General features: G+C 69.9%; 17 protein-coding genes. 9 read left to right on the forward strand and 8 right to left on the reverse strand.

Annotated elements, in window-relative coordinates:
* Positions 1-42: 42 nt before the first annotated feature.
* Complete coding sequence (locus BMZ45_RS10825; RefSeq protein WP_091636103.1) at positions 43-1293, forward strand: alkaline phosphatase family protein; 1251 nt, start codon at positions 43-45, stop codon at positions 1291-1293.
* Here BMZ45_RS10825 and BMZ45_RS21670 read toward each other — a convergent pair.
* Positions 1290-1706, reverse strand: a complete 417-nt coding sequence (locus BMZ45_RS21670; protein ID WP_175489042.1) for a protease inhibitor I42 family protein — start codon at positions 1704-1706, stop codon at positions 1290-1292. The genes BMZ45_RS10825 and BMZ45_RS21670 overlap by 4 nt on opposite strands.
* Positions 1707-1836: 130 nt before the next feature.
* On the opposite strand from BMZ45_RS21670, the gene BMZ45_RS10835 reads away from it, so the two are divergent.
* The gene (locus tag BMZ45_RS10835; protein WP_091636105.1) at positions 1837-3429 is read left to right on the forward strand and encodes a DNA-3-methyladenine glycosylase 2 family protein; all 1593 of its coding nucleotides are present in this window, start codon (positions 1837-1839) and stop codon (positions 3427-3429) included.
* Between the two features lie 61 nt (positions 3430-3490).
* Positions 3491-4018, forward strand: coding sequence for a methylated-DNA--[protein]-cysteine S-methyltransferase (locus BMZ45_RS10840; protein ID WP_091636108.1), 528 nt, complete (start codon positions 3491-3493; stop codon positions 4016-4018).
* 212 nt (positions 4019-4230) lie between these two features.
* Here the strand turns inward: BMZ45_RS10840 and BMZ45_RS10845 are convergent, their stop codons facing one another.
* On the reverse strand, positions 4231-5583 hold the full coding sequence (locus BMZ45_RS10845) for a formimidoylglutamate deiminase (RefSeq protein WP_091636110.1): 1353 nt from the start codon (positions 5581-5583) through the stop codon (positions 4231-4233).
* Positions 5584-5687: 104 nt separating this feature from the next.
* On the opposite strand from BMZ45_RS10845, the gene hutI reads away from it, so the two are divergent.
* Both hutI and BMZ45_RS10855 read left to right on the forward strand, forming a co-directional pair.
* Positions 5688-6971, forward strand: a complete 1284-nt coding sequence (gene hutI, locus BMZ45_RS10850; protein ID WP_091636113.1) for an imidazolonepropionase — start codon at positions 5688-5690, stop codon at positions 6969-6971.
* Positions 6972-7004: 33 nt separating this feature from the next.
* Entirely contained in the window at positions 7005-8213 is a 1209-nt protein-coding gene (locus BMZ45_RS10855; RefSeq protein WP_091636116.1) for a dipeptidase, read from the forward strand.
* Positions 8214-9201: 988 nt separating this feature from the next.
* Here the strand turns inward: BMZ45_RS10855 and BMZ45_RS10865 are convergent.
* Both BMZ45_RS10865 and BMZ45_RS10870 read right to left on the reverse strand, forming a co-directional pair.
* Positions 9202-9393 (reverse strand): 30S ribosomal protein THX, encoded by a 192-nt coding sequence (locus tag BMZ45_RS10865; RefSeq protein WP_055901445.1) that lies wholly within the window; start codon positions 9391-9393, stop codon positions 9202-9204.
* A gap of 140 nt (positions 9394-9533) precedes the next feature.
* Positions 9534-9944, reverse strand: a complete 411-nt coding sequence (locus BMZ45_RS10870; RefSeq protein WP_091636432.1) for a MerC domain-containing protein — start codon at positions 9942-9944, stop codon at positions 9534-9536.
* A gap of 97 nt (positions 9945-10041) precedes the next feature.
* Here BMZ45_RS10870 and BMZ45_RS10875 point away from each other — a divergent pair, with 97 nt between their 5' ends.
* On the forward strand, positions 10042-12072 hold the full coding sequence (locus tag BMZ45_RS10875; RefSeq protein ID WP_091636121.1) for a TonB-dependent receptor: 2031 nt from the start codon (positions 10042-10044) through the stop codon (positions 12070-12072).
* A 138-nt stretch (positions 12073-12210) separates the two neighbouring features.
* Here the strand turns inward: BMZ45_RS10875 and BMZ45_RS10880 are convergent, their stop codons facing one another.
* Entirely contained in the window at positions 12211-13914 is a 1704-nt protein-coding gene (locus BMZ45_RS10880; RefSeq protein WP_091636124.1) for a hypothetical protein, read from the reverse strand.
* A 368-nt stretch (positions 13915-14282) separates the two neighbouring features.
* Between BMZ45_RS10880 and BMZ45_RS10885 the strand changes: the two genes are divergently transcribed.
* Together BMZ45_RS10885 and BMZ45_RS10890 are read left to right on the forward strand one after the other, a co-directional pair.
* The gene (locus BMZ45_RS10885; protein ID WP_254776595.1) at positions 14283-14657 is read left to right on the forward strand and encodes a MarR family winged helix-turn-helix transcriptional regulator; all 375 of its coding nucleotides are present in this window, start codon (positions 14283-14285) and stop codon (positions 14655-14657) included.
* The gene (locus tag BMZ45_RS10890) at positions 14654-15904 is read left to right on the forward strand and encodes an MFS transporter (RefSeq protein ID WP_091636131.1); all 1251 of its coding nucleotides are present in this window, start codon (positions 14654-14656) and stop codon (positions 15902-15904) included. Before BMZ45_RS10885 ends, BMZ45_RS10890 begins: the two co-directional genes overlap by 4 nt.
* 212 nt (positions 15905-16116) lie before the next feature.
* Here BMZ45_RS10890 and BMZ45_RS10895 read toward each other — a convergent pair whose 3' ends face one another.
* Together BMZ45_RS10895 and gltX are read right to left on the reverse strand one after the other, a co-directional pair.
* Complete coding sequence (locus BMZ45_RS10895; RefSeq protein ID WP_091636133.1) at positions 16117-16608, reverse strand: transcriptional repressor; 492 nt, start codon at positions 16606-16608, stop codon at positions 16117-16119.
* 31 nt (positions 16609-16639) lie between these two features.
* Entirely contained in the window at positions 16640-18040 is a 1401-nt protein-coding gene (gene gltX / locus BMZ45_RS10900; protein ID WP_091636136.1) for a glutamate--tRNA ligase, read from the reverse strand.
* Between the two features lie 168 nt (positions 18041-18208).
* Here gltX and lpxH point away from each other — a divergent pair, with 168 nt between their 5' ends.
* Positions 18209-18943 carry a UDP-2,3-diacylglucosamine diphosphatase gene (gene lpxH / locus BMZ45_RS10905; protein ID WP_091636138.1) on the forward strand — a complete coding sequence of 245 codons (735 nt, stop codon included), beginning with the start codon at positions 18209-18211 and terminating at the stop codon, positions 18941-18943.
* Between the two features lie 166 nt (positions 18944-19109).
* Here lpxH and BMZ45_RS10910 read toward each other — a convergent pair whose 3' ends face one another.
* Entirely contained in the window at positions 19110-21359 is a 2250-nt protein-coding gene (locus BMZ45_RS10910; protein WP_091636140.1) for a TonB-dependent receptor family protein, read from the reverse strand.
* Positions 21360-21364 lie beyond the last annotated feature (5 nt).

The raw sequence follows: 21364 nt of genomic DNA on the forward strand, positions 1-21364 counted from the left end.
TGCCGACGTCTGGGCGCAATCTGCGCCCGTTATGATCCGGCCATGCGCTCCTATTTGCCGGCGGCCGCGACCGCCCTGCTCGCCCTCTTCCTCGCCGCCTGCGCCACCCGCGCCCCGCAACCGGCCGCGGCCGAACCCGCGCCGGTGCTGCTGATCTCGATCGACGGCTTCCGCAACGATTATTTCGAGCGCGGCCTCTCGCCCAACCTCGAACGCCTCGCGCGCGACGGCGTGCGCGCGGCGTGGATGAATCCCTCCTATCCCTCGCTGACCTTTCCGAACCACTACACCATCGTCACCGGCCTGCGCCCGGACCACCACGGCATCGTCCACAACAGCATGTGGGAAGACGGCCTCGGCGATTTCCGGGTCGCCGACCGCAAGGCCGTGGGCGATACGCGTTGGTGGGGCGGCGAGCCGATCTGGGTCGGTGCCGAGAAGGCCGGCCTGCCCAGCGCGACCCTGTTCTGGCCCGGCAGCGAAGCGCCGGTGCAAGGCCTGCGGCCGACACGCTGGAAGCTGTTCGACGAAACCGTTTCGGCCGATGCGCGCGTCGACCAGGTGCTGGCCTGGCTGGGCGAACCGACGGCGACGCGGCCGCGCGTGATCACCCTGTACTTCGATGCCCTGGACAAGGCCGGTCACGAGCACGGCCCGGATTCGGTCGAGGTGCGCGACGCCATCCGCAGCATCGACGCCGCGATCGGCCGCCTGCTCGACGGCCTGGCCGCGCGCGACCAACTCGAACGCGTGAACCTGATCGTGGTCTCGGATCACGGTATGGCCACGGTCGCTCCGGGCCACGCGATCGCGGTCGAGGACATGGTGTCGATGCAGGAAGCGACGGTGGTGTCGATCGGGCAGTCGATCGGCATCGCGCCCAAGCCCGGCTACGAAGCCGTGGTGGAGCGCAAGCTGCTCGGCCGCCACGACCAGTACGAATGCTGGCGCAAAGGCGAGCTGCCCGCGCGCTGGCATTACGGCCGGCACCCGCGCGTGCCGGCGATCGTGTGCCAGATGCACGAGGGCTGGGACGCGATCCAGCGTTCGGCGCTGGCGAAACGTCCGAATACCGATCGCGGCTCGCACGGCTACGACCCGGCGCTGCCGTCGATGCGCGCGATTTTCCTCGCGCGCGGCCCCGCATTCCGGCGTGGCGCGACCCTGCCCGCGTTCGACAACGTCGATGTCTATCCGCTGCTGGCGCGCCTGGTCGGCATCCGTGCGGCGCGCAACGACGGCGATATCGCGCCGCTGCTGCCGGCCTTGCGCGACGGCAGGCGCACGCCTTAACGGACTTCGATCTTCCAGGCCACGCTGCGCACCGGCGGCACGTCCTTCTCCCAGGCGCGGCGGTAATCCATCCGCAACTCGCCCTGGCCGTTGGCCAGCGCGCGGAAGCGCCAGGTCTGGGTTCCGCCACCGCCGACCGCGCCGGGATTCGACAAGGCCATCGCAGGCTCGCCGACCTGTTCCAGCGTGCCCGCCGCGGCGGCCCGATCGACGATCCAGCCGTAGCCGGTGCTGGGATTCGCTTCGACCTGGACCACGACGGTTTCGCCGACGCTCAATGCCACCGGCGCGGCGCTGTCGGCGACGCTGAGCACGCGCTCGGCGCCGGACGCCGGCGCGGAGCCGTTACCGCTGGCGCAGGCCGCCAGGCTCAGCGCGAGCGCGCAGCCGGCGAACAGATGACGAGAATTCATGGCGGAGCTCCCTGCTCGGACGGTGGCGCGGAGTATGCGCCGCGGGCGTCGAAACCGCCGTGACGCGGCGTCCACGTCCATGTCCGAATCCGGCGAGTCCGGCCCCCGCGACGGTGCTAGCCTGGATCCCATGCCGACCTTCCCCGCCCCCGTCGCCCAAGACAGCCTGCCGCACTGGCGGGTCTGCGAACAGGCGCGCCTGAGCCGCGACCCGCGCTTCGACGGCCTGTTCTTCACCGCCGTCACCAGCACCCGCATTTACTGCCGGCCGGTGTGCCCGGCGCCCGCGGCCAAGCGCGAAAACGTCCTCTATTACGGCAACGCCGCGGCCGCCGAAGCCGCCGGTTTCCGGCCCTGCCTGCGCTGCCGCCCGGAGCTGTCGCCCAGCGACGGCGCCTGGCGCCGCGGCGACGCCGCGGTCGCGCGCGCGCTCAAGCTGATCGACCAGGGCCTGCTCGCCGAACATCCGCTGTCGGCGCTGGCCGAACGCGTCGGCCTGGGCGAGCGGCAACTGCGGCGCCTGTTCGTGGAGCGTCTGGGCGCGGCGCCGATCGGCGTGCACGGCACCCGCCGCCTGCTGTTCGCCAAGCAATTGTTGACCGAGACCGCGCTGCCGATCACCGAAGTCGCGATGGCCGCCGGCTTCGGCAGCCTGCGCCGCTTCAATGCGACCTTTCTCGAGGCCTACCGCATGGCTCCGCGCGACCTGCGCCGGCGCCCGAACGAGAACGCCGGCGCCGGCGACGACGTGCTGACCCTGCGCCTGGGTTACCGCCCGCCTTACGATTTCGCGACGATGCTGGATTTCCTGCGCGGTCGCGCCCTGCCCGGCGTGGAAAGCGTCGACGCGCACAGCTATGCGCGCGTGATCGGCCCGATCGAACGTCCGGGCTGGTTGCGCGTGAGCGCCTGGCCCGGCGGCGAACATGCCTTGAAACTGGAGCTGCACGGGCCGGCGCCCTCGCGGCTGCTGGAGATCATCAACCGCCTGCGCCGCATGTTCGACTTGGATGCCGATCCGAACGCGATCGCCGACGCGCTGTCGGTGGACCCGCGCCTGCGTCCTTTGCTGAAGAAGCGCCCCGGCCTGCGCCTGCCCAGCGGCTGGGACGGTTTCGAAATCGCGGTGCGCGCGATCCTCGGCCAGCAAGTCAGCGTGGCCGCCGCGCGCACCCTCGCCGCGCGTCTGGCCCAGCGTTTCGGCCAGGCCCTGCCGCATCCGTTCGCGCCGGGCCTGGAGCATCTGTTTCCGACGCCGGACGCCTTGGTCGACGCCGACCTCAGTCAGATCGGCCTCACCCGCGCGCGCGCCGACACCGTGCGGACGGTCGCGCGCGCCCTGCTCGACGGCCGCGTCGACAGCGGCGTGGGCTTCGGCGCCGAGCGCACTCTGGACGATTTCGCCGCGCGCTGGGTCGCCCTGCCGGGCATCGGTCCCTGGACCGCGAACTACATCGCGATGCGCGCGCTGGGCCACCCCGACGCCTTTCCCGCCGACGACCTGGTGCTGCAGAAAGCCGTGCCCGAGGACGGCAGCCGCATGAGCGCGAAGGCGCTGATCGCGCGCGCCGAGGCTTGGCGGCCGTGGCGCGCCTATGCGGTGATCCACCTGTGGCGCGATTCCATGGGCGCGCCCAAGCCAGTCGCCAAGCCGATCGCGCCGCGCGCGCGCGCGCGCAGCCGCGCGCAAGCCGCCGTCGAAGCGAGGAGCGATGCCGAATGATCCCGCAACGCCGCGAGCGCCCGTCGCGCCGCGCCGTCGCCGCAACCGCGAGGCCGCGCGCATGAGCCAGATCCGCCTCAAGGACGGCCCCATCACCTATCGCCACATCGACAGCCCGGTGGGCCCGCTGCTGCTCGCCAGCGGCGACGACGGCCTGCGCCTGATCGAGTTCGAAGCGCCCTGGCACCCGGCCGCGATCGATGCGCGCTGGCAGCCAGGCGACAACGCCGTACTCAGCGAAACCCAGAAGCAGCTCGACCAATACTTCGCCGGCACGCGGCGCGCGTTCGACCTGCCGTTGGCGCCGCACGGCACCGCGTTCCAGCTGCAATGCTGGCGCACGCTGGCGCTGATCCCCTGGGGCCAGACCTGGAGTTACGGCCAGATGGCGCGACACCTGGGCCAGGCCAGCGCGATGCGTGCGGTCGGCGCCGCCAACGGCCGCAACCCGCTGCCCATCGTGCTGCCCTGCCACCGCGTGATCGGCGCCGACGGCAGCCTCACCGGCTTCGGCGGCGGCCTGCCGACCAAGCGCTTCCTGTTGGAGCTGGAAGGCGCGATCGCCCCGGCGAACGATCTGTTCGGCTAGTCACCACGCGTCTCCGGCTCCCGCCCCCTGTGGGAGCGACGTAAGCCGCGATCGCGAGACCGCACATTCGACGAATGTAGCGCCACGCGACGAACGCCTCCTTGCGAGGCGTTCTCGCTTGCAGTGCGTTGGAAGTCGTCAGTTTCGTCGCGCATTGCAGTTGCGCGATCGCGGCTTACGCCGCTCCCACAGCAAGCAGGTCGCGGTCGCGATCAGGCGGTTTCCAACAACACCCGCATCGCACGCTGGTACGCGGCGGCGACCGCGTCGCGATCGCGATGGCGCCCATCGGCGACGACGCGGCGGCCGCCGACCCAGGTCTCGCGCACCGCCGGGCGGTTGCCCGCGAACAACCAGCGGTCCAGCGCATCCTCGTCCTGCGCGCCGGCGAAGATCGGCGCCTTCGTATCCAGCACCAGCGCGTCGGCGTACTCGCCGACCGCCAGGCTGCCGATCGCGTGCCCGGTCGAATCCGCGGCGCTCGCGGCAACGCCGCGCATCAGGGTTTCGCCGACGCTGGGCACCGTCGCGTCCACGGCGATATTGCGCCGACGCGTGATCAGGCGCTGGCCGTATTCCAGCCAACGCAGCTCCTCGATCGGCGACACCGAGATATGCGAGTCCGAGCCCACGCCCCAGCGCCCGCCCGCGTCCAGATAGTCGCGCAAGGGGAACAGGCCGTCGCCGAGATTGCCCTCGGTGGTGGTGCAGATCGCCACCGTCGCGCCGCTGCGCGCGATCGCCTGCGTCTCGTCCTCGTCCAGGTGGGTGGCGTGGACCAGGGTCCAGCGCTCGTCGACCTGGGCGTGATCGAACAGCCAGCGCACCGGCCGCGCCTTGCGGATGGCCAGGCAGTCCTCGACCTCGGCGACCTGCTCGGCGATGTGGATATGCACACGGCTGTCGGCCGGCAGCGCGGCCAGCGTCTCGGCCATCGCCTGCGGCGGCACCGCGCGCAGGCTATGCAGCGAACAGCCCACGCGCAGGCCGTGACCGACGTCGCCGCGCAGACGCTGCAGCAGGTCCAGATAGTCCTCGACCTCGTGACCGAAGCGGCGCTGGCGTTCGCTCAAGGGGCGCTCGTCGAAACCGCCGGTCATGTACAGCACCGGCAACAGGGTCAGGCGGATGCCGGTGTCGCGCGCGGCCGCGATCAAGGCGCGCGACATCGCGGCCGGATCGTCGTAACGGCGGCCGTCGGGCGCGTGATGCAGGTAATGGAACTCGCAGACCGTGGTGTAGCCGGCTTCCAGCATCTCCACATAGAGCTGCGAAGCCACCGCGTACAAGGTGTCGGGCGAGAAGCCGGCGGCGAAGCGGTACATGGTCTCGCGCCAGGTCCAGAAGCTGTCGCGCGGATCGGTCTGGCGCTCGGCCATGCCGGCCATCGCGCGCTGGAACGCGTGCGAATGCAGGTTGGCGATGCCGGGCACCAGGCGCGCCGCATCGGCGACCGGCGTGACACCGTCCAGGGCGAGGATGCGGCCGTCGTCGTCCAGGCGCAGCCCGGTGTCATGGCGCCAACCGGCGGGGGTCCAGAGCGTGGTCGCGTCGAGGTTTTCCATGCGTCGGATTCTACAGACCCGCTCCGCATGCGCGCTGCGCATGGCGTGGCGACGCACCGGGCCGCATGCGCTCCGCCGAACACGCGCTCCGTTAGAATCGGCCCATGAGCCAGCCCAGCCCCAGCGCCGCATCCGCCGGCGACGCCCTGCCGCCGCAGGACCTGCCCTTGGACGGACTGATCGTCGGCGCCTCGCTGGCCACGCTGGACGCGGACGAAGGCTACGGCGAGATCGCCGACGCCGCCCTGGGCTGGCGCGACGGCATCCTGCGCTACGTCGGCCCACGCGCCGGCCTGCCCGGCGACCCGGCCACGCTGGCCGCGCAGGTGATCGTCGCCGACGGCTGGATTACCCCCGGCCTGGTCGACTGCCACACCCACCTGGTGTTCGCCGGCGACCGCGCGCGCGAGTTCGAACTGCGCCTGCAGGGTGCGAGTTACGAGGAGATCGCGCGCAACGGCGGCGGCATCGTCTCGACCGTGCGCGCCACCCGCGCCGCCGACGAGGACGAGCTGCTGCGGCAATCGCTGCCGCGCGCGCAGGCGTTGATCGCCGACGGCGCGACCACCCTGGAGATCAAGTCCGGCTACGGCCTGGACTACGAACACGAACGCAAGATGCTGCGCGTCGCGCGCCGCGTCGGCGAGGTGCTGGGCGTGAGCGTGCGCACCACGTACTTGGGCGCGCACGCGCTGCCGCCCGAATTCGCCGGCCGCGCCGACGACTACGTCGCCGCGGTGTGCGGCTGGATGCGTCCGCTGCACGAGGAAGGCCTGGTCGACGCGGTCGACGCCTTCTGCGAAGGCATCGGCTTCAGCCCCGCCCAGACCCGGCGCGTGTTCGAGACCGCGCGCGCGCTGGGCCTGCCGGTCAAACTGCATGCCGACCAGCTCAGCGACCTCGGCGGCGCCGCGCTGGCGGCCGAGTTCTCCGGCCTGTCGGCCGACCATGTCGAGTACACCTCGCAAGCCAGCGTGCGCGCGATGGCCGCGCACGGCACCGTCGCGGTGCTGCTGCCGGGCGCGTTCCACGTGCTGCGCGAAACCCGGCTGCCGCCGCTGGACGCATTCCGCGAACACGGCGTGGCCATGGCCGTGGCCACCGACTGCAACCCCGGCACCTCGCCGCTGCAATCGCTGCGCCAAGCCATGCAGCTGGCCTGCACGCATTTCCGCCTGACCCCGTTGGAGGCGCTGCGCGGCGCGACCGTGCATGCCGCGCGCGCGCTGGGCTGCGACGACCGCGGCGCGTTGCGCGTGGGCGCGCGCGCCGACTTCGTGCGCTGGCGCATCGGCCACCCCTCCGAGTTGTGCTATTGGCTGGGCGGCGCGCTCGCGGGCGAGGTCTACGCCGACGGGCGCCGCGTCGCCGGCAGTACGACCGAGTAAAGCGTCTCCTTTCCCAAGCCCCGAGGTTTCCGCATGCGCTCTCTGCTCGTCGCCGCTTGTACCCTCGCCCTGTTCGCCGGTCACGTCCGCGCCGACGAGGCCCTGAGCCCGGCGCAGAAACTCGCGCGCGCCGCGACCATCGTCGACACCCATATCGACGCGCCGACCGAGCTGCTCAAGCATTGGAACGACCTCGGCCTGGATTCGCCGAAGGTCGAGTTCGACTACCCGCGCGCGCGCCAGGGCGGCCTGGACGTGGCCTTCATGTCGATCTACACCTCGCCCGAGCAGGACAAGGACGGCAGCGCCTGGCAGGTCGCGAACACCCAGATCGACGCGGTCGAGGCCATGGTCGGGCGGCATCCGGACAAGTTCGCGATCCTGCGTTCGCCGCAGGACTACGCGCGCCTGATCGACGGCGGCCGGGTACTGCTGGCGCTGGGCATGGAGAACGGCGCGCCGATCGGCGACGACCTGGCGCGCCTGAAGCAGTTCCACGCGCGCGGCGTGCGCTACATCACCCTGGCCCATAGCCACAGCAACCGCATCGCCGACGGTTCCTACAGCCTGGAGCGTCCGTGGAAGGGCGTGAGCCCGTTCGGCCTGCAGGTGATCGCGGAAATGAACCGCCTGGGCATCATGGTCGACGTCTCGCACCTGTCCGACGACGCCACCCGCGCCGCGCTCGCCGCCAGCCGCGCGCCGGTGATCGCCAGCCATTCCGGCCTGCGCCATTTCACCCCCGATTTCGAACGCAATCTCAGCGATGAGCTGGCGCTGGCGATCGCCAAGAAAGGCGGCGTGGTCCAGATCACCTTCGGCAACGCCTTCGTCGACCCCAAGACCGCCGCCGACACCACCGCCTACTTCCGCGCGCGCCCCGAATTCGACCGCGCCCGCACCGACGCGGTCGCGCGCGGCGAAACGCCTCCCAGCGCCGAGGAGTTCGACAAGGAATGGGAGCGCAGCCATCCGGCCCAGCAGGTCAAGATCGACGCGGTGCTGGACCAGATCGACTACGCGGTGAAACTGCTGGGCGCCGACCACGTCGGCATCGGCTCCGACTTCGACGGCGTCAGCGGCGCGTTGCCCGAGGGTCTGCGCAACGTCGGCGACTACCCGAACTTGATCGCCGGTCTGCGAGCCCGCGGGCACAAGGACGAGGACATCCGCAAGATCCTGGGCGAGAACCTGCTGCGGGTCTGGCGCGAGGTCGAGAAGGTCGCGGCGACGGGCAAGTAAGACCACGCAGCGCGCCGCCTCTCAATCCCACCGCTGGCGGCCCTCACCCCAACCCTCTCCCGCCGCGCGGGAGAGGGGGCGCATTCGCGGCAGTCGAAGTAACGCCGGAAGCGCCGCCGCATCGCCGCTGATAACGCATCCATGACGCGGTTGCGGTTGCCGTTGCGGTTGCGACGGCCCTTGCCCTTGCCCTTGCCCTTGCCCTTGCCGTTGCCGTTGCCGTTGCCGTTGCCGTTGCCGTTGCCGTTGCCGTTGCCGTTGCCGTTGCCGCGGCATTGAAGTCCAAAAGCCCCGCGCTCACACGACCAACCGTAGACCCGAAGGGCGGCGCGCAGGACGCGCGCCGTTTTTCGAATGGACAGGGACGTCCATTCGAAAAATCCCGGCGCCAGCACCGAACCCGCAGGGGAGGTTTGGTCACGCGAGCCCTTCTCTTTGGTTACTTTCTCTTGGGCTAGCAAGAGAAAGTGACCCGCATGCGCAGCAGGCGGAAGCCGTTGATCTTCGTGAAGAGCAGACGCAAAGCCAAGCAACAGTAAATCCTCCCCAACCCGCCCGGCCAGCAGGCATAGCCTGCTGGCGTTCAGCCGCGCACGAACCTGCGGTTCGTAAACCGCACGGCTTCACCCTTTTTCAAAGGAGGGAGCTAAGGGCTAAGGGCTAAGGGCTAGGAGCAAGCGGCCGGCATTCAGCCGCGCACGAATCTGCGATTCGTAAGCCGCACCGCCTCACCCTTTGATAAAGGAGAGAGCCAGAAGCGAAGGATCAGCCTTGCGCGCAGCAAGACGCCAACACCGGATGCTCGGCTCCGCCGAAGTAAAGCGGCCCCGCCTTCGCAGGAATGACGAACAAGCGCGAAAGCACCCCTTGCCCAGCCACAAGCGAGCAGCGCCACGAAGGCACCGACATCCCCATCACGCCGCTCCACCGCCCCAAAACAAAAAACCCCGCCGAAGCGGGGTTTTCAGCGCAGCGTCGGAACCGACGCTTACTCCTTGGCAGCAGCCTTCTTGGCCACGACCTTCTTGGCTGCCGGCGCCTTCGCAGCCGGGGCCTTCGCGGTCTTCTTCGCGGCCGGCGCAGCGGCCGTGCCGGCGGCCTTGGTCACGGCCTTGCGGGCGTTGCCGTAGCTGGAGTTGTAGCGCTTGCCCTTGGCGGTCTTGCGGTCGCCTTTACCCATGGTCGTGCTCCTGAATTATTCGTTAGTGCGGTATGCGGTCGCGCGCCGGACGGGCGCGGTCGACGTAAGGATCCGGCCCACGCGTCGCGCGCGAGGCTGCGAAGCCTAGCATAAGCGGCTTTCGCGGTCCCGGCCGGCCCTCAGTGGGCGCAGCTGGCGTCGTGCACGTGGCCGTGATTGAGCCGCAGATTGGCCAGATGGGCCAGCCCGACCAGGGTACCGCCCAGGGTCATCACGATCGCGTGCGGCACCACCGAATGGTGCAGCGGCGAGTACAGCACGCCCAGCCACAGCACCAGCAGGCCGGGCGCCAGCAACGACAGCGCGCGCACGGCGTGGTGGCGGCGATAGCCCCAGACCACGCTGAACAGACCCAGCAGGGTCGCGAACACCACGAAGGCCAGCTCGAAGCTGTCGTCGAACCAGCCGGCCACGCCCAGGGTGGGCAGGACCGCGATCAGCAGCGGCAGCAAGGCGCAATGGACCGCGCACAACAAGGAGCCGAAGGCACCGAGGCGGTCGAGGAAACTGCGGGGACGTAGGGGAGGCATCAGCAACGCGTGCAAGAGCGGGGTGACTTCTGGGAGGGTGCAAATCGCATTTCGTTACTATATAACATTCCACATCCTCCCGTCACCTGCCCGGATCATGCCCCCCATGCTAGCCCGTCGCCCGCGCCGCAGCCTGCTTGCGATCGCCCTCACCCTCGCCCTGCCGCTGGCCGGCCCCGCTTTCGCCCAGCAGGCGCCCGACCAGGCCTCCGGCAGCGACACCGCCAGCGACAAACGCCACGACCAGCCGACCGACCTGGACTCGGTGGTGGTGACCGCCTCGCCGCTGCGCGCGAGCGCCGAGGACCTGGCCCAGCCGGTCGAGGTGCTGTCCGGCGAGAAGCTGGACGAAGCCCGCGGCGCGACCCTGGGCGAAACCATCGGCAAGCTGCCCGGCGTGCAGAGCTCCAACTTCGGCGCCGGCGTCGGCCGCCCCATCATTCGCGGTCTCGAGGGTCCGCGCGTGGGCGTGCTGTCCGGCGGCATGGCGACCCAGGACGTGTCGACCGTCAGCCAGGACCATAACGTCAGCGTCGAGCCCTTCCTGGCCGATCAGATCGAAGTCCTGAAAGGCCCGGCCACCCTGCTCTACGGCAGCGGCGCGATCGGCGGCGTGGTCAACGTGGTCGATGGCCGCATCGCCGAGAAGCCGCTGGACGAAACCGTGTCCGGTCGCGCCGAGGTGCGCCACGATACGGTCAACGACGGCTTCACCGGTATGGCCCGCGTCGACGCCATGGGCGCCGACGGCGCCCTGGTGCTGCATGCCGATGGCGTGTATCGCAACAACAAGGATTACCAGACCCCGCTGGGCCGGCAGCGCAACAGCTTCGTCGACACCAAGACCGGCGCGCTCGGCGCGTCGCTGGTCGGCGACCTGGGTTTCCTCGGCTTCTCGGCCTCGCGCTACGAGGACAGCTACGGCAATCCGGGCGAGCCCGGCGACATCGCCGCGGGCGAAGCCGGCGTGCATCTGGAAATGAAGCAGAGCCGCTTCGAGAGCAAGGCCGGCATCAACCAGGAATTCGGCATTTTCAGCGGCCTGCGCGCCAGCGTCGCCCACACCGATTACGAGCACGTCGAATTCGAAGGCGAGGAAGTCGGTACCCGCTTCACCAACGAAGCCACCGAAGGCCGACTGGAACTGACCCACAAGCCGTTCGGCGGCTGGATCGGCGCGTTCGGCCTGCAGGGCTACGACCGCACCTTCGAGGCGATCGGCGAAGAGGCCTTCGTACCGCGCACCCGCACCAAGGGTTACGGCGCCTTCGTGACCGAGCAGAACGAATGGGATGCGCTGCAGATCGAACTGGGCGCGCGCGTCGACCGCATCGAGAGCAATCCGGCCACCGGTTTCGATCGCTCGTTCACTCCGCTCAGCCTGTCGGCCGGCGCGATCTGGAAGTTCAACGAGGCCTGGCGCCTGAGCCTCAACCTCGACCGCGCAGAACGCGCGCCGGCCGAAGAGGAACTGTTCGCCGACGGCCCGCACGTGGCCACCGCCTCGTTCGAGATCGGCGACGCCGATCTGCGCAAGGAGCGCGCCAACCAATTCGAACTCGGCCTGCATTACCACGGCGCGCGTTTCGAGGCGAAGCTCTCGGCCTACCAGACCAACTTCGACGGCTTCATCTACCTCAGCGATACCGGCCTGATCGAGGACGATCTGCCGGTGCGCCAGTGGAGCCAGGCCGATGCGCGCTTCCGCGGCTTCGAGGCCGAGGCGATCGCGCACGTGTTCGACGGCGACGCCGGCAAGTTCGACGTGCGCGTGTTCGGCGACCGCGTGCGCGCGACCCTGGACGAGGGCGGCAACCTGCCGCGCATCGCGCCGGCGCGTTTCGGCGGCGAGCTGCGCTGGAACGCGTCCTCGTGGCGCGCCTCGCTGGGCGCGACGCGCTACATGAAGCAGGACGACGTGGCCGTGGGCGAGACCCCGACCGACGGCTACACCCTGGTCGACGCCCACCTCGCCTACCACTGGGACACCGACCAGTTGGGCTGGGAGCTGTTTCTGGACGGCACCAACCTGACCGATCAGGAAGCGCGCGTGCACACCTCCTTCCTCAAGGACAGCGTGGTGCTACCGGGTCGCGGCGTGGCCTTCGGCGTGCGCATGTTCTTCTGATCGCGCGTGCGCGATGGCCGTCGCCGCACATCGACGTGCGGCATCGCGGCTCGCGCATGAACTCGGACGTTTAGGCAGCGTGCCCGCCGCGTCGCCGTCCCGCTCTGCGGACGGCGACGCTGGCGGACACGTACGTCCTTAGCGCGAGGTCTTCCCGGCCTTGCTCGCGGGCTTCGCGGGTTTGGTCTGCTTGAGCGCCTTGCCGGGCTTGGCGCCAGGGCGCGCGGGCCGCGGCACCGGCTTGCCGGCCTTCACCGACTGAGCGCGCAGCGACTGCAGCTGCGCCGCGCTGGCTTCCAATGCCTTGCCCACGTACTCGACGATGACGCCCTCCGCCGCCTGCAGGCTCTCGGCGATGGCGTCGATCGCCAGGCCGTCGTGATCGCGCATGAGCGATGCCAGCTTCTGCTCGTCCTCGGGCAGCTTCGCGGCCAACAGATTGACCAGAGTGCCCGCCACCGCCCGGCGCAGGTCCTGCAAGGGCAGCAGCGAGGGCGCGCCGCCCTCCTTGGCCTCGCCGCGCACGCGCGCGCTGTCGAGCAATTCGGCCAGGCCCGAACCGCGACCGGCGGTGGCCAGCATGCCGTCCACCAGGTCCGCCAACGCTCCCGGACCGACGCGCGCCAGCAACACTTCCTCCACGACCCGACCCAGCTTCAACAGCGGATCCCAGGGACAGGGATGCGGCAGCGGCAGGCGCAGTTCGGCGATCTCGTAGTCGTAACGGATCGCCGCAGCGACCAGGAACGGCCAGCAGTAACGACGGCCGATCGGCGCCAGCCAACGCACGGTGTTGAGGTAGTAGCTGCGGATCTTCTGGTACTCGGGCGTCGGCATGCCGCCGGCGTACAGGCCGGTCCTGGGCAAGCCGGTGCTCGGGTCGTTGCCCGCGCCGGAGCCGTTGAGGTTGATGTTGACGAAGTGGTGCCAGGTCGCGTCGCACACGATCCGTCCGGCCGCAGCCGGGTCGCCGTCGTAGGCCGAGATCGCGCCGAAGCTGCGCGGGTAGACCGGCGGCTTGGTGCCGCTGGAGGTCGGCGCGCCGCTGACGATGAAGCGTCCCGCCGACATCGAGACCGCCACCACCACCGGCGCGATCCGCGCGCCGCCGCCGCTGGGCGCGGGCCATTCCTCGATTCCGGCGAAGTTGCCGGCGACCGGCGTCGGCGCCAGGCAACGGCTTTCGTGCGGATGGTCGGGCAGATAGTCCACCGCGCCGGAACTGTGGCGCAGCACCGGATGCACGGCCCAGGTCGAGGCGACGAAGGGATCGCCGCCGTTGGAGAAGAACACCGGGAACATACGTTGCGGAATCGCGTCGGCCTGATCGTTGAACTGCTTGATGCCGTCGGCGCCCGGCTCCAGCACGGTGTCGTGGCGGTCGACGGTGGCCATCGGAATGCTGGCCCAATCGCGCATCGAGCGGATCCGCGGCAGGTTGGCGCCCATGCCCGCGCCGATGGTGTCGTGATCGCCGGTGGCGAACATGCCGCCGCCGTCGCGCATGAACTGGGCGATGCGCTGCTGCTCGGCCGCCTGCAAGGCGGTGGTGCTGAAGGCGAACAGCCAGATCTGGTCGTAGTTGGCGACGGTCACCGCGGTGGCGGCCGTCGCGAAGTTGTAGCTACCGGAAATGCTGAGGCCCGGGCCCGCGCCTGAGCGATGCGCGGTGGTCACGGTGTGGCCCGCGTTACGCACGATCTGCACGAACTCGGACAGCCCGAAACCGGCGGTGCCGAAGTCGAGCGAACTGTCGGCCACCATCAGGATGCGTTGCGGGCAGGGAAACTTGTAGAGGATCTCGATGTACGGATTGCCGTTGATGAAAATATCGCCGGGCATGAACTTCTCCTTGTCGTGTCGACGGTAGGCACGCTATGCGCGTCGCCGGTGCAACGGCCTTCTGGCCGCATAACTCCCTGTGCGAAGGTGAACGCAACGCGCGTTCCGAATCGGCCAAGCCGGCCCCACCACGCCGCCCTCACCCGCTGACCTCTCGGTCCTACGCATCGCGTTTGACGCCCGCCCGGCCGCGCTTGCGGCCGGGCCGCAAATAGGTGTATATACACGCCAATTACATGCATATGCACCCAATGCCATCCTCCGCGCCCTCGAAACACCGCAGCAGCGCCGGCGACGATCGTCCGCGCGGAAGCGATCCCGCGACCTCGCCGTGCACCTGCTTCCGGGTACGCAAACTGACCCGGCTGATGAGCCAGCGCTACGACCAGGCGCTGGCGCCGGCGCAGCTCAATCTCAACCAGTATTCGATCCTGCGCCGCGCCAGCGCCGCGCCGCGCAGCATCGGCGAGTTCGCGCGCGAGCTGGGCATGGACCGCAGCACCCTCAGCCGCGATCTCAAGCCGTTGGTCGCCGCCGGCTGGGTCGCGACCGCGGCCGGCGAGGACGCGCGCCAGCGCCGGATCCAGGTCACCCCCGCCGGCAAGCGCGCGATCGCGCGCGCGATCCCGCTGTGGCAGGCCGCGCAGGACGCCATCGAACGCGAACTCGGCCGCGACGGCCTGCTCGCGCTGCACGCACAACTCGATCTTGCGATCGCCCAACTGCAAGGACCCCGCGCATGAGCGCCGACGCCTCCGCCGTTCCGTCCGCCGCCGCGCCGACGATCCGTTACTGGCCGCTGGTGCTGGCCGCCACCGCGATGCTGATGATCACCATGGGCGTGCGCCAGTCGCTGGGCCTGTTCGTGAAGCCGATCGGCGCCAGCACCGGCCTGGGCATCGCCCAGATCAGTTTCGCGCTGGCGATCGGCCAGTTGGTGTGGGGTGCGGTGCAGCCGGTGTTCGGCGCGTTCGCCGACCAGCGCGGTCCCGGCCGGGTGCTGGTGTTCGGCAGCCTGTTGCTGGTCGCGGGCATGGCGCTGACACCGATGTTTCCGTCCGAGTGGGGCCTGCTGCTGACCCTGGGCGTGCTGGCCGCGGCCGGCGCGGGCGCCGGCAGTTTCTCGATCCTGATCGGCGCGACCGCGGCGCGCGTGCCGGCGCAGAACCGCTCCATGGCCGCAGGCGTGATCAACGCCGGCGGCTCGTTCGGGCAGTTCCTGTTCGCGCCGTTCGCGCAGGCGGTGATCAGCGCCGCCGGTTGGGCCGCGGGCATGTGGGCGCTGGCGGTGGCGGCCTTGGCGACGCTGCCCCTGGCCTGGCCGCTGCGACGGCGCCAGGCGCCCGTCGGCGCGACCGCGGCCGCGACGCCGGCGCCGGGCATCGGCCTGCGCGAGCAGGTGGGCATCGCGCTGCGCGATCGCAGCTACTGGTGCCTGCACATCGGCTTCTTCACCTGCGGCTTCCACATCGCCTTCCTAGTTACCCACCTGCCCGGCGAGATCGCGCTGTGCGGCCTGCCCGACAGCGTGTCGGCGATTTCGCTGGCGGTGATCGGTCTGTTCAACGTCGCCGGCAGCCTGGTCGCGGGCGCACTGGGTCAGCGCTATCGCATGAAGTACCTGCTGGCGGCGATGTACGCGAGCCGCGCGGCGATGATCGGCCTCTACCTGGTGTCGCCGCCGACGCCGACCACGTTCTTCATCTTCGCCGCCGGCCTGGGCCTGACCTGGCTGGCCACGGTGCCGCCGACCGCGGGCCTGGTCGGCAAACTGTTCGGGCCGCGTTACCTGGGCACCTTGTTCGGCCTGACCCTGCTGTCGCACCAGATCGGCGGTTTCTTCGGCGCCTGGTTCGGCGGTTTGGCGATGGCGAAGTTCGGCGACTACACCTGGATGTGGTACGCCGACATCGTGCTGGCCCTGCTGGCCGCCGTCGCCAACCTGCCGATCCGCGAGGCGCGCGTGCAGCGCGCGCTGGCGACGGCGTAAGTCCGGGCCTAGGGCTTTGGGGTAGGAGCGGCGTAAGCCGCGACCGCGCCACGACGCTTACGACGCTTACGACGCTTACGACGCTTACGACGCTTACGACGCTTACGACGCGAGCATCGAACAGCGTATGGATGCGCAAGTGACAAGCTTGCGCGGATGTTCGCGTTTTCGTGGTCGCGGCTTACGCCGCTCCTACCCCACAGCGCTGCCGCTCAAGCCGCCTGCTTGGCCACGCAGTCCGCGCACATGCCGTGCACTTCCAGGGTCTGCGCCTGCGGCGCGAAGCCCAGGGCGCGCGCGCGCGATTCCAGCAGGTCGACGATGCGCTCGTCTTCCAGCTCGGTCGCCGATTGGCAGCTGTCGCAGATCAGGAACGGCACCGCATGCTGGGCGCCGCCCGGATGGTGGCAGCCGACGAAGGCGTTGATCGAGGCCAGCTTGTGGATGAAGCCGTGCTCGAGCAGGAAATCCAGGGCGCGGTACACCGTCGGCGGCGCGGCCGCGTCGTGGGTGGCCTTCATGCGATCGAGCAGGTCGTAGGCCTTCATCGGCTTGCCGGCGTCGGCGATCAGACGCAGGGCGTGGGCGCGGATCGGCGTGAGCCGCAGCCCGCGCTGCTCGCAGGCCCGCTCGACCTCGTGCACGAAGGCGTCGCCGTCGTGGACGTGGTGCTTGGGGTCGGTGCAGGCGGTGTGGCTGCTCATGGCGGGCTCCGATGGACGCGCGCGACGCGTCCTAGGCAGGGATCTTAATAAGGGCGGCGTCGATGCGCTGCAAGGCCTGGGCCTGGCCGGCCAGGTAGACCGTATGCGAGATGTCCGGGCTGACCTGGGTGCCGGTGATGGCCACGCGCAGCGGCTGGGCGACCTTGCCCATGCCGATGCCCAGGGCTTCGGCGGCCGCGTGCAGGGCCGCGGCCACGGCCTCGGCGGTCCAGGCCTCGAGCGCGGCCAGGCGCGTGCGCGCCTCGGCCAGCGGCGCCTGTGCCGCGGCGTTCAGGTGCTTGGCGACCGCGGCTTCGTCGTATGCCTGCAGCGGGCGGTACCAGACCGCCGCGCGCTCGGCCATGTCCTTGAGGGTCTGCACGCGGTCGCGCAGCGCGATCACCACGTCGGCCGGCGCCGGGCCGGCAGCGAGGTCGTAACCGTTGTTCAGCAGGTGCCACTCCAGATGCTTGCCGACTTCGACCGGATCGTCGTTCTTCAGGTATTGCTGGTTCAGCCAGCCCAACTTGGCCGAATCCAGGCGCGAGGCCTTGGAGTTCACGTCCTCCAGCTTGAACAGCCGGGTCATCTCCTCGATCGAGAAGATTTCCTGATCGCCGTGCGACCAGCCCAGGCGCACCAGGTAGTTCAGCAGCGCGTGCGGCAGATAGCCCTCGTCGCGGTACTGCATGACGTCGGCCGCGCCGGTGCGCTTGGACAGCTTGTTGCCGTCCTCGTCGAGGATCATCGGCAGGTGGGCGAAATGCGGCACCGGCGCGCCCAGCGCGCGGTAGATGTTGATCTGGCGCGGGGTGTTGTTGACGTGGTCGTCGCCGCGCACCACGTCGGTGATGCCCATGTCCAGATCGTCGACCACGACCGCGAAGTTGTAGGTCGGGTAGCCGTCGGCGCGGAAGATCACCAGATCGTCGAGCTCGCTGTTGGCGATCTCGATGGTGCCCTTGACCTTGTCGTCGAACGCCACCGTGCCCGCCAGCGGATTCTTGAAGCGGATCACCCGGTTCGGGTCGTCGCGGTAGGGCTCGTTGCGGTCGCGGTAGGCGCCGTTGTAGCGCGGCTTCTCCTTGGCCGCCATCGCCGCGTCGCGCGCGGCCGCGAGCTCCTCGCGGGTCTCGTAGGCGTAGTAGGCGGTGCCGGCGGCGACCATCTGCTCGGCGACTTCGCGATAACGCGCCAGGCGCTGGGTCTGATAGATCGGGCCCTCGTCGTAGCCCAGGCCCAGCCAGTCCATCGCCTCCAGGATCGCGTCGATCGCGGCCTGGGTGCTGCGCTCCTGGTCGGTGTCCTCGATGCGCAGGATGAACTGGCCGCCCGCGCGGCGCGCTTCCAGCCAGCAGTACAGCGCGGTGCGCGCGCCGCCGATGTGCAGGTAGCCGGTGGGACTGGGAGCGAAGCGGGTGCGGCAGGTCATGCGGGGCTCGGATGGATCGGGGAATCGGCCATTTTAACGGAGTGGCCGCGGCGCTGCCGGCCGCGCCCGCGATGCCCGGTTCCGGCGTCGCGGGCCGTCCCGACCGCCGCAAATCCGGCCGCGCCGCGCCGGGCCTGTCGCCCGGCGCCGGTGCCCTAAACTAGGCCGATGACGACCCTCTTCATTTCCGATCTGCATCTGGACGCCGAACGCCCGCAGACCACCGCCCTGTTCGGCCAGTTCCTGCGCTCCGAGGCCCGCGGCGCCGACGCGCTGTACATCCTGGGCGACCTGTTCGAAGCCTGGGTCGGCGACGACGACCCCTCCGAGACCGGCGCCTACGTGTCCGCCGAGCTGCGCGCGCTGGCCGACAGCGGCGTGCCGGTGTCGTTCATCCGCGGCAATCGCGATTTCCTGCTCGGCGAGGACTACGCGCGCCGCGCCGGCATGCGCATCCTGCCCGACCCGGCGGTGGTGGTGCTGTACGGCCAGCCGACCCTGATCCAGCACGGCGACCTGCTGTGCACCGACGATGTCGCCTATCAGCAGTTCCGCGCCCAGACCCGCGACCCGGCCTGGCAGGCGCAGTTCCTGGCCCAGCCGCTGGCCGCGCGATTGGCGTTCGCGCAGCAGGCGCGCGCGGCCAGCAAGGCCCACCAGTCCGGCCTGCGCGACGCCGGCACCATGGAAACCATCACCGACGTCTCGCCGGCCACCGTCGACAGCGTGTTCGCGCGCTACGGCCTGGCCCGCATGATCCACGGCCACACCCACCGCCCCGCCGTGCACGAGCTGGACGTGGCGGGCAGCGCGCGCCAGCGCGTGGTGCTGGGCGACTGGTACGACCAGGGCTCGGTGCTGCGGGTGAACCGCGATGGTCTGCAACTGCAGGCGCTGAGCTGAACTTCGCGGCGTCGCTCCGGGCGACGTAGGGTGCGGTGGCAACCGCACCATCGCGGGCGCCCGATCGGCGCGAAGGTGCGGTTCGCCTTTGGCTCACCGCACCCTACTGTTTCGTCGCTGTAGCAGGTCGAAGCAAGCATCTCCCCGAGAGGAGATGCCGCCTGGATCAGAACTTCACTTCCGCGGTCAGGAACATCTGCCGCGGCGCGCCGGACTGCAGCGTGTAGTTCAGACCGTTCGGGTCCGAGGTCACGAAGCCGTTGGTACCGATGCTGCCGAAATACTCTTCGTCGAACAGATTGGTGACGTTGAACTGCAGCTTGAACGCGTCCGCCCAGCTCAACTCGGTCCACTCGTAGGACACGGCGGCATCGGCGACCCAGAACGATCCGACCTTGGAGTCGTTGAGATAGGTCAGGTAACGCTTGTCGGTGTACTTGGCGCCGATCTGGGCCGAGAAGCCGTCGCGGTTCCAGCGCAGCTCGGTCGCGTACAGGCGCTTGGGCGCGTCGACCACGTCCTTGCCCTTGGCCGGGATCAGGGTGGTGCCGTCGAGATAGTCCGAGGCGTATTCCGACTTGTTCCAGGCCAGCGAGTTGTACCAGCTCAGGCCTTCGATCGGCGTCCACAGCACGGTCAGTTCGGCGCCGCGGGTCTCGACGTCGCCGACGTTGGCGAAGCTGGACGCGCAGCCGACGATGCCGGCGCAGCGCGCGATCGCGAGCAGGCGGTTCTCGAAGTCGACGCGGTACAGCGCCACCGACGCTTCCAGGCCGTCGCGGCTGGTGCGCAGGCCGGCCTCGATGGTGCGCGAGGTTTCCGGCTCCAGCGTCGCGACCGCGGCATCGAACGCCAGCTGCGAGGTCGAGTGCGGGCCGTTCACGCCGGTGCGGAACGCGGCCATGTTCTCGCTGTAGGAGCCGAAGATCTCCTCGTGCTCGCTGAACTGCCAGCGCGCGCCGACCTGCGGCAGGAAGTTGTCCTCCGCCTCGAGCTTGCCGCCGGCACGGCTGCCGATCAGGTTCTTGCCGTCGGTCTCCACGCGCGTGCCCTTGAAGCCGGCGTCGACCGCGACGCGGCCGTCGGCGAACTCCATGTGGTCGGTGATGTAGAACTGGCGCGTGTCGGTGTCGAAGCGCTGGCGGAACACGCGCGCGTCGGGATCGCGCAGAAAGTAGATGCCGTCGGGCGGGGTGTCGCGGCGCAGGTTGTAGAAGTTGCGCTGGACGCCGTGCGCGTTGCGCTCCAGCCACAGACCGGCCTGCAGTCGATGGTTGCCGATCTGCCAGGTCAGGCTGGGGGTGATGCCGGTGCGCTCGATGTCGTACTCGGTGGTGCGCATCGCGATCGGCACGGTCGGCGAGGCCGCGTAGGGCGTGGCCCAATGGCCCTGGCCTTCGTTGCGGTGGTAGTAGGCGGTGGCGGCGAAGCTCAGGTCTTCGCTGGCCGACCAGTCGGCCGAGACGTACAGCAGGTCGTCGTCGCGCAGGCCGCGGGCGATGTAATAGGCATCGTCGAGACTGTTCACGCCGCCGCGGAAGATGCCGCCGGCGGCGTCGATCGCGCGCTGCCAGTCGCCGGCGTAGTTGTCCCAGTCCATGCCCAGGCGGCGCGCCGAATCCAGCGACAGGTCGGCGTAGTCGGTCTCGCGCCGGCGCGACGTCGCGGCATAGCCGGTGAGCTTGAGGTTCTCGGTGGCATAGACCAGCTTGGCGTTGAATTGGGCGTTGCGCTGCGGGCCCTCGCCCTTCCACTTATCGGTGGTGTGGAAGGCGCCGCTGAGGTAGGCGCTGAACCCGTTGTGGTCGCCGGTGTCGACGCGCGCGTAGCTGCGGCGGGTGGCGTCGCTGCCGAAGGTCTGAGCCAGGCGCACGCCGTAGTCGGCGGACGGGTCGCTGCTGAAGAAGCGCAAGGTGCCGCCAAGGTTGCCGCTGGACGCGGTGTCGATCGCACCGCTGCCCTGCGACAGCTCGGCGCCGGACAGGTTCTCGCTGATGATCGCGCGGCTGATGTGCAGGCCGTTGTGGTTGCCGTAGCTCATGTCGCCCAGCGGCACGCCGTCGAGGGTGAAGCCCAGCTGCTGCTGCGAGAAGCCGCGGATGCTGAGCTTGCTCGACCATTCGTAGTTGCCCCAGGGATCGGAGCTCTGGAAATGCACGCCCGGCAGCTTGGCCATGACCTTGAGCGGGCTGGTGCCGGCGGCTTCGCGCTGCAGGTCGGCGCGGCCCAGCGACTGGACCTGACGGGTCTGGCCGGTACCCACCACCGAGACCGCGTCCAGCGTGGTGGCGTCGTCCATGGCCGCGGCGGACGCGGCGTCGGCATCGGGCTGCGCGGCAGGCGTCTCGGCGCGTGCGGCGGCGGTGTACAGGCACAGCAGAATCGAGGCGGCGAGGATCGTCGTCTTCGTCGTCATGTCGG

Source organism: Lysobacter sp. cf310, from assembly GCF_900114355.1.
Taxonomy (GTDB): domain Bacteria; phylum Pseudomonadota; class Gammaproteobacteria; order Xanthomonadales; family Xanthomonadaceae; genus Lysobacter.

Coding starts and splice junctions, on each gene's coding strand:
- hutI (WP_091636113.1), top strand. CDS start 5,688: ATGAGCCAGCCCAGCCCCAGCGCCGCATCCGCCGGCGACGCCCTGCCG.
- BMZ45_RS10910 (WP_091636140.1), bottom strand. CDS start 21,359: ATGACGACGAAGACGACGATCCTCGCCGCCTCGATTCTGCTGTGCCTG.
- BMZ45_RS10825 (WP_091636103.1), top strand. CDS start 43: ATGCGCTCCTATTTGCCGGCGGCCGCGACCGCCCTGCTCGCCCTCTTC.
- BMZ45_RS10865 (WP_055901445.1), bottom strand. CDS start 9,393: ATGGGTAAAGGCGACCGCAAGACCGCCAAGGGCAAGCGCTACAACTCC.
- BMZ45_RS10895 (WP_091636133.1), bottom strand. CDS start 16,608: ATGAGCAGCCACACCGCCTGCACCGACCCCAAGCACCACGTCCACGAC.
- BMZ45_RS21670 (WP_175489042.1), bottom strand. CDS start 1,706: ATGAATTCTCGTCATCTGTTCGCCGGCTGCGCGCTCGCGCTGAGCCTG.
- BMZ45_RS10880 (WP_091636124.1), bottom strand. CDS start 13,914: ATGCCCGGCGATATTTTCATCAACGGCAATCCGTACATCGAGATCCTC.
- BMZ45_RS10855 (WP_091636116.1), top strand. CDS start 7,005: ATGCGCTCTCTGCTCGTCGCCGCTTGTACCCTCGCCCTGTTCGCCGGT.
- BMZ45_RS10890 (WP_091636131.1), top strand. CDS start 14,654: ATGAGCGCCGACGCCTCCGCCGTTCCGTCCGCCGCCGCGCCGACGATC.
- BMZ45_RS10835 (WP_091636105.1), top strand. CDS start 1,837: ATGCCGACCTTCCCCGCCCCCGTCGCCCAAGACAGCCTGCCGCACTGG.
- BMZ45_RS10870 (WP_091636432.1), bottom strand. CDS start 9,944: ATGCCTCCCCTACGTCCCCGCAGTTTCCTCGACCGCCTCGGTGCCTTC.
- lpxH (WP_091636138.1), top strand. CDS start 18,209: ATGACGACCCTCTTCATTTCCGATCTGCATCTGGACGCCGAACGCCCG.
- BMZ45_RS10875 (WP_091636121.1), top strand. CDS start 10,042: ATGCCCCCCATGCTAGCCCGTCGCCCGCGCCGCAGCCTGCTTGCGATC.
- BMZ45_RS10885 (WP_254776595.1), top strand. CDS start 14,283: ATGAGCCAGCGCTACGACCAGGCGCTGGCGCCGGCGCAGCTCAATCTC.
- BMZ45_RS10845 (WP_091636110.1), bottom strand. CDS start 5,583: ATGGAAAACCTCGACGCGACCACGCTCTGGACCCCCGCCGGTTGGCGC.
- gltX (WP_091636136.1), bottom strand. CDS start 18,040: ATGACCTGCCGCACCCGCTTCGCTCCCAGTCCCACCGGCTACCTGCAC.
- BMZ45_RS10840 (WP_091636108.1), top strand. CDS start 3,491: ATGAGCCAGATCCGCCTCAAGGACGGCCCCATCACCTATCGCCACATC.